Below are 12,835 nucleotides of genomic sequence, written 5' to 3'. Positions count from 1 at the left end.
GTCCGTTCATACGGTTCCTTAACTTCACAAATTTCTGAAGTAAGCGTACGTTCTGAAGCATGATGAAGGCCCACCCCGCCATCGAGGTCTCCGGACTCCACAAGACCTTCGGACGGACCCACGCGCTCGCCGGCCTCGACCTGACCGTCGAGTCCGGCGAGGTCCACGGCTTCCTCGGCCCCAACGGCGCCGGCAAGTCGACCGCCATCCGCGTCCTCCTCGGCCTGCTGCGCGCCGACTCCGGGGCCACCCGCGTCCTCGGGCGCGACCCGTGGAAGGACGCGGTGGAGGTGCACCGCCGCATCGCGTACGTACCCGGCGACGTCACCCTCTGGCGGAACCTCTCCGGCGGCGAGGTCATCGACCTCTACGGCCGGCTGCGCGGCGGCCTGGACGCCCGCCGCCGTACCGAGCTGATCGGACGTTTCGAGCTGGACCCCACGAAGAAGGGCCGCACCTACTCGAAGGGCAACCGCCAGAAGGTCGCCCTGGTCGCCGCCTTCGCCTCCGACGTCGACCTGCTCATCCTCGACGAACCGACCTCCGGCCTCGACCCGCTGATGGAGGAGGTCTTCCAGCAGTGCGTACGCGAGGAACGCGACCGGGGCCGTACCGTCCTGCTGTCGTCCCACATCCTCAGCGAGGTCGAGGAGTTGTGCGACCGGGTGAGCATCATCCGCAAGGGCGTCACCGTCGAGAGCGGCTCCCTGGCCGAACTGCGCCATCTGACCCGTACGGCCGTCGCCGCCGAGCTCGCCTCCCCGCCGGGCGACCTGTCGCGCCTCCCCGGCGTCCACGGCCTCGACGTCCAGGGCAACCGGGTCCGCCTCCAGGTCGACACCGACAAACTCGACGCCGTCCTGCGCTCGTTGACCGAATCCGGCGTACGGTCCCTGACCTCGACGCCGCCCACACTGGAAGAGCTCTTCCTGCGGCACTACCAGGACGGCCGGAACACGGGCGGCGGCCAGGACGGCGACCAGGACGGCGCCACCTCCCGCTCGTCGGAGAGGACGGCCCTGCGATGACCAGCGTCGACAAGGCGGCCTCGCCCGCGTCCTCGTCGGCGTTCGCCGTGCGGTCCGGTGGGGCGCGTCAACTGGCCGGTACGGGTGTGCTGTTGCGGTTCGCGCTGCGGCGGGACCGGGTGATGGTGCCGGTGTGGGTCGCGGTGACGGGACTGATGGTCCTCTCCATGCCGGGCAGCCTGCGGAGCCTGTACGGCACCGCCGCCGAACGCGCCGACCTGGTGCGTCAGATGACCACCAACTCGTCGCTGCGCGCCCTGGTCGGGCCCGTCTTCGACGACTCCCTCGGCGCCCTGACCGCCTGGCGCGTCGGCGTCTACGCCGGTGCCCTCGCCGCTGTCATGAGCCTCCTCGTCGTCATCCGCCACACCCGCGACGAGGAGGAGAGCGGCCGGCAGGAGGTGGTCGCGTCGGGGATGGTGGGGCGCCGGGCCCCGTTGACGGCGGCGCTGCTGACGGCGGCGATCGCGAACGGCGCGCTGGCGCTGCTGGTCGCGGTCGGGCTGGCCGGGCAGGGCGCGGCGGGCGCGCTGGCCTTCGGGCTGGGGATCGCGGGCGTCGGGATGGTGTTCGCGACGATGGCCGCGGTGGTCGCGCAGCTCACGGAGAGCGCGCGGTTGGCGCGGGGGCTGACGGCCGGGGTGCTGGGGGTGGCGTTCGTACTGCGGGCCGCGGGCGACGCCTCCGCGAACGAGGGTTCGTCTGCTCTGACCTGGCTGTCGCCGTTGGGCTGGCTGGAGAACGAGCGTTCGTTCGCGGATGAGCGGTGGTGGGTGCTGCTGCTCTTCGTCGGAGCCGCCCTGGCCCAGGGCGTGGTGGCGTACGGTCTCGCCGGGCGCCGTGACGTCGGCATGAGCTTCCTGCCGACCCGGCCGGGACCGGCGGCGGGGCGCCTGGCTACGGCGGGCGCGCTGGCCTGGCGGTTGCAGCGGGGCAGCGTGCTCGGCTGGAGCATCGGTTTCCTCCTCGCCGGGGTCGTCTACGGCGGACTGACCGAGGGCGCGGCCGACCTGGTCGCCGACAACGAGGGCGCCCGCCAGATCTTCGAACGCATGGGCGGCCGGTCCGGCCTCACGGACGCGTTCCTCGCGTCGATGATCGGCATGCTCGGGCTGATCGCCGCGCTGTACATCGTGGGCGCCGTCCTGCGGCTGCACGGCGAGGAGAGTTCGGGCCGGGCGGAACCCCTTCTCGCCAACGCCGTGGGCCGGCTGCGGTGGGCCGCAGGTCATCTGGCCATCGCCTTCGCCGGTTCCGTGTGGATCATGCTCCTCGCCGGCCTGGGCTTCGCCCTCGGCTACGGCAAGGAGTTCGGCCCGATCCTGGGCGCCTGTCTCGTCCAGGTCGCCGGGGTGTGGGTCATCGGCGGGGCCGCCGTCCTCGTGCACGGTCTCGCGCCACGGGTGGCCATCGCGGCCTGGGCCCTCGCCGGCGCCGTCCTCCTGATCGGCTGGATCGGCCCCGCCCTCAACGCCCCCCAGGCCGTCCTCGACCTCTCCCCCTACGGCCACCTGCCGAAGCTGCCGGGCGGGGAGATGGACTGGGCCCCGGTACTGACCCTGGTCGGGCTGGCGGTACTGCTGGTGGCGGGGGGCATGGCGGGACTGAGGCGGCGGGACGTCATGAGCTGAGCCGACTCCCTCCGGCGGCGGGCGGCGAGCAACGGGCGGCGGGCAACGGGTGACGGGCAACGGGTGACGGGCGGCGGGCAACGGGTGACGGGCGGCGGGCGGCGGGCGGCGGGCGGCGGCAGGGGTTACTGCACGTCGACGAAGTCCCCGGTCGCCTTCACGGCGGGCGTGGTGGAGGTGCCGGTGAAGTACCAGCGCCAGTAACCGTCCGTGGACGCGGTGACAGTCGTCGCCAAGGTGCCCGTACCGGAGGTGTTCACCGTCTTGACAGTGCTGTATGTGGTCGTGCCGGCCTTGCGGAACTGGAGCTTCACGGGCCGGCCGGTGTAGCCGCGGTAGTCGAGCGTGTCCCAGTTGGCGCGGGTCAGCGCCCCGGTGACGTCGAGGGTCCTGCCCTTGGCGATCGGCTCCGGGCTCGCGTTCACGGACAGCTTGGCGTGCCGTTGCAGCCGGGTCGTCGTGTACGCGTCCCGTACGGTCCAGCTGATCTCGTCCGCGTACGCGGACGGGCCTATGACGCCGCCCAGCACAACGGCGGCGAGGCCGGCGAAAAGCGCGCGCTTGCGCATGCGTCTCCCTGGCGGATGACGATCCGACCACTGACGGCCACCGCCGGTACCTGGGAGCACGGAGGCATCGCGGCACCGACGGGCGCACAGTGGACTCGCTCCCTACCAGCGGCCGGCAGGCTCACAACGTCACCCGACCGGTGACGGCCGGCGCGGGCGGACAGTGCGCGGGTGGACGGCACGCTGGGGGACGGTGCCCAGGCGGACGGCATGCAGGGGGACGGGCTGAGCGCCCCGCCCGTGGCGCGGATCGCTCTACGCCAGCTCCACCTGGAGCGCTTCCAGCCCCCGGATCACGAAGTTCGGCTTGCGCTTCGGCTCCGCCGCGAGGGACAGCGTGGGGGCCTTCTCCAGCAGGGCCCTCATCGACGCCGCCAGCTCGATCCGGGCGAGGGGCGCGCCGATGCAGTAGTGGATACCGGCGCTGAAGGAGATGTGCGGGTTCTCCTTCCGGGTGAGGTCGAGCTTCTCCGGGTCGGCGAAGACGGCCGGGTCGTGGTTCGCGGAGCCGAACAGCATCGCGATCTCCGCGCCCCGCGGCACGGTCGTGCCGTCGATCTCGATGTCGTCCAGCACCCAGCGCTCGAAGAGCTGGAGCGGGGTGTCGTACCGCATCAGCTCCTCCACGGCTCCCGGCACCAGCGAGTGGTCCGCGCGCAGGGCCGCCAGCTGGTCGGGGTTGCGGAACAGCGCCCACCAGCCGTTCACCGTGGCGTTCACGGTCGCCTCGTGGCCCGCGTTCAGCAGCAGCACACAGGTGGAGATCATCTCCTGCTCGGTGAGCCGGTCGCCCTCGTCGTACGCGGCGATCAGCCCCGAGATCAGGTCCTCGCCCGGCTTCTCCCGACGGTGCGCGATCAGCTCCCGGAGGTACTCCGAGAACTCCACCGACGCCCGCACCGCCTTCTTCGCCGTCGCCTCCGACGGGCTCAGCTCGTACATCCCGCAGATGTCCGCCGACCAGGGCCGCAGCTGCGCCCGGTCCGCCTCGGGGACACCGAGCATCTCGGCGATCACCGCCACCGGCAGCGGCTCGGCGACATCCGCCAGCAGATCACCGCCGCCGGCCTCGACCAGCCCGGCGACCAGCTCGCCCGCCAGCCCTTCCACATACGGCTTCAGCTGCTCCACCGTGCGCGGCGTGAACGCCTTCGACACCAGCCGCCTGATCCGGGTGTGGTCCGGGGGCTCCAGGTCCAGCATCCCGTGGTCGTTCAGCGTGTGGAACGGCTCGTGCTCCGGCGGCGGCGCGGTCCGGCCGAAGTCCTCGTGCGTGAACCTGTGCTGGTACGTCCGGCCCAGCCGCCGGTCCCTCAGCAGTGCCGAGACATCCGCGTGGTGCGCGACGAGCCACTGGTTCGTGGGCTCGAAGTACCGCACCCGGCCCCGCGCCCGCAACTCGGCGTACGCCGGGTACGGGTCCGCCACGAAGTCGGGGTCCCACGGATCGAATGCGAGGTCGGAAGCAGCTGCCATGGACGGACGCTAACCCGCCACCCGCCTCCCTGAACAGAGCCGTCCCGCCGCATGACCTCGACAAACCTCGTTCGGTTCAGCCGGGGGTGACCAGCCTGGCCTCGTAGGCGAAGACCGCTGCCTGCGTGCGGTCACGCAGCCCCAGCTTCACCAGGACCCGGCTGACATGGGTCTTGATGGTCGACTCCGCCACGACCAGACGCTCGGCTATCTCCGAGTTGGAGAGGCCCTGGGCGATCAGGACGAGGACCTCCGTCTCGCGGTCGGTCAGCTCCCCGTAGGCCAGCTGCGCCGCGGCCGACGGGCGGGGGATCTCGGCGAGCCTGGAGAACTCGGTGATCAGACGCTTGGTGACCGAGGGGGCGAGCAGCGCCTCACCGGCGGCCACCACCCGGACGCCCTCGGCGAGCTGGCGGGCCGAGGCGTCCTTCAGCAGGAACCCGGAGGCCCCCGCGCGCAGCGCCTGGTACACGTACTCGTCGAGGTCGAACGTGGTGAGCACCAGCACCTTGGCGCCACCGCCGGCCGCCACGATCTCCCGTGTGGCCTCGATGCCGTTCAGTTCCGGCATGCGGATGTCCATCAGGACCACGTCCGGGGACAGCTCCCGGACACGCTCCACGGCGTCCCGGCCGTTCACCGCCTCTCCGACCACCTCGATGTCCGGCATCGCGCCCAGCAGCACCGAGAAGCCCTCGCGGACCATCATCTGATCGTCGGCGATCAGCACACGGATCGTCATACGTCGTCCTCGCTCGCATGGGGCACCGGCAGGAACACCGTCACCTCATAGCCTCCGTCCTCCGTCTCGCCCGTGGTCATCTCGCCGTTCAGCATGGTGACGCGCTCGCGCATGCCGGTGAGACCGTGACCCGCGCCATGGGTGGACTTCACCAGGGTCACCTCCGGAGAGGGGCCGTTGACGATGCGCAGGCCCAGCCCGCCCAGGACGTAGCCGATCTCCACGCGGGCCGTCGCGCCGGGCGCGTGCCGCAGGGTGTTGCTGAGGGCCTCCTGGACTATTCGGTACGCCGACAGCTCCACGCCCTGCGGGAGCTGCCGCACCGCTCCGGTGACGGCCTTCTCGACGGTCAGGCCGGCGTCCCGCACATTCGCGAGCAGCCCGTCGAGGTCGGCGAGGGTGGGCTGCGGGGCATCCGGGGCCTCGTAGTCCTCGGCGCGGACGACACCGAGGACGCGGCGCAGCTCGGTGAGTGCGGCCACGGCGTTCTCCCGGATCGTGACGAACGCCTGCTCCAGCTCCGGCGGCGGGTTCTCCACGCGGTACGGCGCGGCCTCCGCCTGGATGGCGACCACCGACATGTGGTGGGCGACCACGTCGTGCAGCTCGCGGGCGATCGTCGTGCGCTCCTCCAGGAGGGTGCGCTTGGAACGCTCGTGCTCGGTCACCGTCTGCTGGGCTGTGACCTCCCGCTGGGCCGTGCGCCGTATCTGCCAGACGGAGACGGACAGGAGGATGAAGGCGGAGACGGTCAGCATCGGGCCGCTGTTGGCGCTGTAGTAGCCGTAGTTCAGGTACCGGGAGGAGAAGAACGTCTCGGCGAGCAGGCTGTAGAGCGCGGTGATGCCCCACATCCACGCGGCGATCCGGGGCCTGGTGCGCAGGGCGACGACCGTGAGGACGATGACGTGGGTCACGAAGGCGCCGGGGATCCACGGCCAGTCGTTGAAGTCGCTGCCGATCATGGTGCCGATCAGGGTGGCGCCCATCGAGGCCCAGAAGGCGCCGACGGGCCTGGCGAGCGTCAGCAGTACCGCGACGAGGGAGAGGATGCCCGTCAGGAGCTGGGTGACGTCGCTGCCTCCGTTGCCCTCCATCGACGCGTACATCGCGACCAGTGCGCCGATGACCACCGCCGCGTGCGGGGCCCAGACGGCGCGCTCGCGGATCCGCGGGGGTAGCTGCCGGACGAACGGGCCGCCCAGGCGCATGCCGGGCAGTGGCCGGTACGTGAAGGCGTTGTGGAACATGTCCTGCCACAGCCCGTTCAGAGCGTTCGCGGCCAGTCTGAACTCCGGGCTGCGGTCCTTGGCACCGCGTCGCGGTGGCGTGTGCTGGGTGTGGGTCGTCTCGGTCACGTGGAAAACGGTAGGCGGGGGGCGAGGTCGCCGTCGTCACCAGTGAGGAGGGTCTGTCCGGGTCCGTCTCAGGTACTACGGGTCGTGCGTCCCCCGGCCCGGCGCCGTCCGGGGGCGCGTCAGTAGCCCGTGGGCCGGACCAGGCCGCACTCGTAGGCGAAGACCGCTGCCTGGGTGCGGTCGCGCAGGCCCAGTTTCACCAGAATGCGGCCCACATGGGTCTTCACGGTCTGTTCGGCGACGACGAGGCGCTGGGCGATCTCCGCGTTGGACAGGCCCTGGGCGATCAGGGACAGCACTTCCGTCTCCCGCTCGGTCAGATCGCCGACGCGGTCCTTCAGCGGGGCGCGGGGCGTCGTGCCGAGCCGGGAGAACTCGGCGATGAGTCTGCGGGTGATGCCGGGCGCGAGCAGCGCGTCGCCCGCGGCGACCACGCGGACCGCTTCGGCGAGCTGGTCCGCGGAGGCGTCCTTGAGGAGGAAACCGGAGGCTCCGGCGCGCAGGGCCTCGTAGACGTACTCGTCGAGGTCGAAGGTCGTCAGCACCAGGACTCTGATGTGCGGGTTCTCGGTGGTGATGCGGCGGGTGGCCTCGATGCCGCCGAGCTCGGGCATGCGGATGTCCATCAGGACGACCTGCGGGTCGAGTTCGGCGACCTTGTCGATGGCGTCGAGGCCGTGCACCGCCTGGCCGACGACGTCGATGTCAGGCTGGGTGTTGAGCAGCACCGAGAAGCCCTGCCGGACCATCTGCTGGTCGTCGGCGATCAGTACGCGGATCGGGCTGCTCGTCATGAAGTGCGTTCTCCTGTCGTGTCCGCGTCGGCCGAGCGGCCGGGGGACGTACGTGGTCGGGGGGCGGATGGGGGCTCGGGGTCGAGGGCGGTGGTGTCGCTGCCGGGGGCGCCGTTCCTCGGGAGGAAGGCGACCACCGAGAAGCCGCCGTGGGAGGTCTCGGCCGCCATGAGGGTGCCGCCGAGCATGGCGGCGCGCTCGCGCATACCCAGCAGGCCGTGGCCGGCGCCGGGGGACGGCGGGGCCGGGCGCTGCGGACGGGAGTTGATCACCCGGACCTGCAGGCCGCGCGGGTAGTGGGTGAGCTCCACCCGGACGGTGGAACCGGGTGCGTGCCGCAGGGCGTTGCTGAGGGCCTCCTGCACTATCCGGTACGCCGACAGCTCCACACCCGGCGGCAGGGGACGTGCCTCGCCCTCGATCTCCACGGTGACCGCCAGGCCGGCCGCACGGGTGTTCTCCACCAGGGCGTCGAGACGGTCGAGCGTCGGCTGCGGCGCGTGCGGCGCGGTCCCTTCGGCGGTGGCCCCCCTATCGTGCGGGTCGTCGGGGTTCGAGGGGTGTTCCGCGCGCAGGACGCCCAGGACGCGGCGGAGTTCGGTGAGGGCCTCCAGAGCGTTCTGGCGGATGCCGTGGAGGTTCTCCTTCAGCTCCTCGGACGGGTTCTCCACCAGATGGGGGGCGACCTGAGCCTGGATGGAGATCACCGACATGTGGTGGGCGACCACGTCGTGCAGTTCGCGGGCGATACGGCTGCGTTCCTCCAGGAGGGTGCGGCGGGCGCGTTCCTCGGCGGTGATCCCGGCCTGTTCGACGAGTTGGGTGCGGGCTTCGCGGCGGCCCCGCATGGTGCTGCCGAGCAGGACGACGCCGAGGAACAGGGCGAGGGCGAGCGTGCTCGTCGAGTAGGTCGAGGCACCGCTCAGTGTCTCGGCGACGAACGTGATGAGCGCGGTCAACGCCAGCACCTCCACGGCCACCCGCGCGGGCAGCCGCAGGGCGAGCAGGAAGAGGATCAGGGCGTGCGCGACGATGCCGGGTGGGCTCCACGGCCACGGGACGTCGGGGCCGACCGCCGGAGCGGGCATCGGGAACCCGAACTCCGGCCGCTGTGTGAGCAGGTGCGCCCGCGCGCCCAGGGCGACAACGACCGTGACCGCCGTCGAGGCCCACCACGCCGGCACCGGCCACCACAGGGCCAGCACCATCGCCGCGGACTGCGTCCCGGCGCACAACAGCGCGTACTCCGTGCCCAGTTCATAGCCGTCGCTCACCTGGTCGACGTTCGCGAGCAGGGCGACGAACGCGATCAGGACGACCATCCCGTGCGGGAACCAGCGCAGCCACACGGAAGGAGGCAGCGGATGGGAATCGCCGCTCAGCAGGTCCGCGCGCAACAGCCGCAGCCCCGCGGTCAGTCGCTTCTCCACCGCACTCATCCGCAACAGCCTAGGCATGCCGCACCGTTTCGGGGCGCGGGGTCCTCGGGACGGGGGGATGTGAGGTCGATGAAGGGCGGGCGGGCGACGAGTTGAGGTTCGGGGACCGCTTCGGTGCCGTGGGCCCGGGCGTCGTCGGGTGTCGCCGAGGGTCTGCCGTACGGAGGGGCCGTGTCTCATGGGTGTGGAAGGCGGCCCAGCAGAGCAGGAGCGCCAGGGCGAACACCGGGAGCCAGACCAGGCGGGCCGCTATCCAGTCAGGGTGGTCGGGGAGCGTGTGAAGGCCGGGGAGGCGGCCTGCCGTCAGGGCCGTGGCGGTGGTCGCCATCAGGGCCGTCTGGTGCCAGAGGAACACCGTCATCGCCGACAGGTTGACCAGGGCCACGGCCGCCCAGGCCATGGGGCGTCGTCCCAGGGCCCGGCGGAGGGGGCCGCGCAGCAGCAGGGCCAGGCCGCACTGGGCCAGACCGAAGGTGACGGCTGCCAGGGTCGGGGGGTTCAGGTTGGAGACGTGGGCGCCGGGGACGCCGACCATCGACGCCGGGTAGCCGGCCCAGGCGATCAGGGCCGCCGTCGCCGCCGTGCCGGACAGCAGGAGGGTCCAGCCCGCGCGACGCCGGTCCAGTTCGCCTCTCGTCCAGGCCGCGCCCAGCGTGTACGGGACCAGCCAGCCCGCGGCCAGGTTGATCCAGCCCAGCGACTGCGGGGCGCCCAGCCCGAAGCGGGCCAGGTCGACATGGAGGACCACGGCCAGGGGCCACACCGGGTTGAGGCGGAGCAGCAGCGGGGTCGCCGCTGTCAGGGCGGCGAAGACCAGCAGGAACCAGAGCGGGGACAGGGCCAGTTTGAGCAGGGTGTGGATCGTGTCGAGGTCCGCGCCGGTGGCCAGGAGGGCGAGCGTCACCGCCGCCCACAGGGTGAGGACCGCGGCGACCGGGGTGAACAGTCGGCTCAGACGGGCGTGCAGCCACTGGGGGTAGGTCGTGCCGCGGGCCCGGGCCGAGGTGTAGCTCTTCGTCGCCACGTGGCCGCCGACCAGGAAGAAGACGGCGAGGGTCTGGAAGAGCCAGGAGATGGGGGCCAGCCAGGGCATGTGCTGGAGAGGGCTGGTGGTGCGGAGGGTGCCGTCCCCCACCGGGACGAGGGCGGTGACCAGCCAGTGGCCGAGCACTATGCCGACGATCGCGAGGGCGCGTAGCGCGTCCACGGCGCGGTCTCGGGTGGGCGGGGTCGCGGTGTGCAGGTGGTGGGCGGCTTGGCGGAGGCGAGGGGCGAGGGCGGGGCGTCGCGAGGGTGCGGACCGCTCCCGTGGCGAGGGGTCACGCATGGGTCACCTCCTGAAGGGTGCCGAGAGTGATGCGGGCGAGGTTGGCGAGGGCTGTCGAGCCGGCGGTGAAGTAGCCGCTGTGGGTGGCGTCGCCCGCGGCGAAGACGTGGGCGCCGAAGGCGGGGGACGTCGGGTCGGTGCCGAAGCCGACGTCCGTGCCGAAGACGTCGACCCGGGTGTGCGGGACCATCTCGATCCAGTCGTCGGCGCCCCGGGCCGCCCAGACCCGTGCCGGTGTGTGCAGCGCGGAGACGCTGTCCGCGCCCGTGCCGGGACTGCCGATCAGGACCAGGTTGTTCACCCCGTCCAGGTCTGCCGCCGCTCTGCCGCACACGACCGAGCCGTAGGAATGGCAGAGCAGGGAGACGTCGGCCGTATCGCCGACCAGTCCCCGCAGCTCGCTCATGAACGTGCTCAGCCGCGGGGCCGCCTCGTCGGCTCGGGTGTCGGTGAGCACCGTCGTGCTGATGGTCTCCGGCGTCTCGTAGCCGAGCCAGGTGATGACCGCCGAGGTCGGGCCTGTGCGGGCGTGCAGCGCGAGCGCGGCTGCGCGGAAGCGGTCGTAGGTGTCGAGGCTCGTGTCCGAGCCGGGTATCAGTACCGCTATGTGGTCGGCCGTCAGCAGGTCGCCCGTGACCTCGACGGCCCGGCCGGGGCCCCGGCCGTCGAAGGTGAGGAACTGCCGGGAGGGCGCCGCCATCGAGCGGTCCGCCGCGGCCCGGTCGTGGTTGCCGTGGGCCTCTGCCATCCGGGCCGCTGTCTCGGCGTTCGCGCGGTTGGCCGCGTACACCGCCTCCAGCGTCTTCGGGGTGAGGGGCACGAGGGTGGCGGGAGGCGGGGCCGGGATCCGGGGCCGGGCCGCGGCGGAGACGGGGGCGACGACGGCGACGGCGACGAGCAGGGCGAGGAGCCCCCGGCGCAGACGGGCGAGAGGCGTATGGCGCGGACGGGCGGGAAGCGTATGGCGCGGACAGGCGGGAAGCGTATGGCGCGGATGAGCGAGAGGCGTACGGCGCGGACGGGCCGGCCGGCGGTGTCGGTCGCGTGGTCGCCGGTCGGGCCCACTCGGGCCGGTCGCTTCGCGCGGCTCGCCGGTACGCGTGCGGCGGTCCGGTCGCCATGGCAGTGGCGTCGCCTTCGGCCCTGTCACGGCCCCCATGTCCCCTGTCCCTCCCCTTCGGTCGCCCGGCTGCCGGACGGCCGGACGTTCTGGGAAGGAAGCTATGGATCGGAGGCCGTGGTCGGCGTCCCACCCCAGAGCTCACCTGCGAGGTAGCTCTCAGGTATTACGGGTATCGGCGGGCCCGGAGGAGCTGCCGGCCCGGTATCGGCCGACCGGAGGAACTGCCGGCCCGGTGCCAGCCGACCCGGCGCCGGCCGAGGGGCCCGTTCCCGTTCCCGTTCACGTTCACCAAGCCAGCTGGGCGATCTCCTCCGCCACCACCGCGCACGCGTCCGCCGCCGGGTCGATCAGGGGGAAGTGGCCGACGTCCTCCAGGAGCGTGAGGCCGACGACCTCGCCCGCCTTGGCCGCGGCGTCCGCGTAGGCGTCGGCCACGGGCTGCGGTACGACGATGTCGGTGCGGCCCTGGACGAGGGTCGTGGCGATGCCCGTCGGGAGGAGGAGGGCCGGGTCGGCGTAGGGCCGGCGTTCGCCGAACTTGTCCTGGCCGCCCAGGAGTTGCGTGGCCGCGCCACCGCAGACGTCCAGCTTCTCGGCCACGGTGAAGTCAGCGATGGGCGCCAGCGCGACGACTCCGCGCAGCTCGGCCGGACCGGCCGTGCGCCACGGCGCGTCCGGCGGGAGGACATGGCGGGCGGCGGCCCACAGGGCCAGGTGCCCACCCGCCGAGTGGCCGGTGAGGACGGTGCGGCGGGGGTCCGCCCCCGGCACGGCGTCCCGCATGAGGTCGGGGAGGGCGTCGAGGGCGGCGGCCACGTCGTCGAACGTCTCCGGCCAGCGGCCCGCCACCGGGCCCGCGCTGCCGCCGGGGCCGCTCTGCGCGGGCAGCGCACTGCCGCGTCGGTACTCGACGTTGGCCACGGCGAAACCCCGTCTGGCCAGGAAGTCCGCGAAGGGGGTGATGTGCCGGCGGTCGTACGGGGCACGCCAGGCGCCGCCGTGCAGGACGACGACCAACGGAGCCGCCGTGGCCGGCATGGCACCGGAGGCGGCGCGCGGGGCGTAGAAGTCGATCACCTGGTCGGGATGGTCGCCGTAGGCGGTGGTGACGTCCGGGTCGACCGGGGGGTGCGAGAAGGCGGATGCCTCTTCGGCGGCATCGCGGGCTGCGGCGTCGTCGTCCGGCATGCTCCAACCTCTCAAGGGTGAAACGGATTTGGATGGGTTTGGGGGTGGGCGGGCTCGGGGGTGCGGACGCCTGCCGTTGGCGGGGACGGTATCAGGCCCGTGACGTGCGTCGACACGGGGATGTGACGCCGGGTCAGGGTTGACGCTCCGGGGGGTTCCG

General features: G+C 72.3%; 10 protein-coding genes and 1 pseudogene. 2 read left to right on the top strand and 9 right to left on the bottom strand.

What is annotated here, in order from left to right; all coding sequences use genetic code 11:
- Positions 1–59: 59 nt before the first annotated feature.
- Both ACZ4Z2_RS19435 and ACZ4Z2_RS19430 read left to right on the top strand, forming a co-directional pair.
- Positions 60–1,028: an ABC transporter ATP-binding protein gene (locus tag ACZ4Z2_RS19435; RefSeq protein ID WP_468077575.1), complete on the top strand. Its 969-nt coding sequence runs from the start codon at positions 60–62 to the stop codon at positions 1,026–1,028.
- A complete protein-coding gene (locus ACZ4Z2_RS19430) occupies positions 1,025–2,659 on the top strand; it encodes an ABC transporter permease (protein ID WP_468077573.1) in 1,635 nt (544 codons plus the stop codon). Before ACZ4Z2_RS19435 ends, ACZ4Z2_RS19430 begins: the two co-directional genes overlap by 4 nt.
- Before the next feature lie 125 nt (positions 2,660–2,784).
- On the opposite strand, the pseudogene ACZ4Z2_RS19425 reads toward ACZ4Z2_RS19430, so the two are convergent.
- The 9 genes and pseudogenes from ACZ4Z2_RS19425 to ACZ4Z2_RS19385 all read right to left on the bottom strand — a co-directional run.
- A pseudogene (locus ACZ4Z2_RS19425) lies at positions 2,785–3,114 on the bottom strand (calcium-binding protein); the annotation flags it as partial.
- Positions 3,115–3,483: 369 nt separating this feature from the next.
- Complete coding sequence (locus ACZ4Z2_RS19420; protein WP_468077571.1) at positions 3,484–4,704, bottom strand: cytochrome P450; 1,221 nt, start codon at positions 4,702–4,704, stop codon at positions 3,484–3,486.
- 76 nt (positions 4,705–4,780) lie between these two features.
- Positions 4,781–5,446: a response regulator gene (locus ACZ4Z2_RS19415; RefSeq protein ID WP_468077569.1), complete on the bottom strand. Its 666-nt coding sequence runs from the start codon at positions 5,444–5,446 to the stop codon at positions 4,781–4,783.
- Positions 5,443–6,804, bottom strand: coding sequence for a sensor histidine kinase (locus tag ACZ4Z2_RS19410; protein ID WP_468077567.1), 1,362 nt, complete (start codon positions 6,802–6,804; stop codon positions 5,443–5,445). Before ACZ4Z2_RS19410 ends, ACZ4Z2_RS19415 begins: the two co-directional genes overlap by 4 nt.
- A 119-nt stretch (positions 6,805–6,923) precedes the next feature.
- Positions 6,924–7,598 carry a response regulator gene (locus ACZ4Z2_RS19405; RefSeq protein WP_468077565.1) on the bottom strand — a complete coding sequence of 225 codons (675 nt, stop codon included), beginning with the start codon at positions 7,596–7,598 and terminating at the stop codon, positions 6,924–6,926.
- Positions 7,595–9,037: a sensor histidine kinase gene (locus tag ACZ4Z2_RS19400; RefSeq protein ID WP_468077564.1), complete on the bottom strand. Its 1,443-nt coding sequence runs from the start codon at positions 9,035–9,037 to the stop codon at positions 7,595–7,597. The genes ACZ4Z2_RS19405 and ACZ4Z2_RS19400 overlap by 4 nt, the downstream gene beginning before the upstream one ends.
- 10 nt (positions 9,038–9,047) lie before the next feature.
- Complete coding sequence (locus tag ACZ4Z2_RS19395) at positions 9,048–10,364, bottom strand: acyltransferase family protein (RefSeq protein ID WP_468077562.1); 1,317 nt, start codon at positions 10,362–10,364, stop codon at positions 9,048–9,050.
- On the bottom strand, positions 10,357–11,184 hold the full coding sequence (locus ACZ4Z2_RS19390; protein ID WP_468077560.1) for an alpha/beta hydrolase: 828 nt from the start codon (positions 11,182–11,184) through the stop codon (positions 10,357–10,359). The genes ACZ4Z2_RS19395 and ACZ4Z2_RS19390 overlap by 8 nt, the downstream gene beginning before the upstream one ends.
- Before the next feature lie 588 nt (positions 11,185–11,772).
- Positions 11,773–12,675, bottom strand: coding sequence for an alpha/beta hydrolase (locus ACZ4Z2_RS19385; protein ID WP_468077558.1), 903 nt, complete (start codon positions 12,673–12,675; stop codon positions 11,773–11,775).
- Positions 12,676–12,835: the final 160 nt, after the last annotated feature.

This window comes from Streptomyces sp. NPDC030183, from assembly GCF_055573455.1.
The sequence above is the reverse complement of the archived record's forward strand: the minus strand, read 5'-3'. Positions and strand labels throughout refer to the sequence as shown.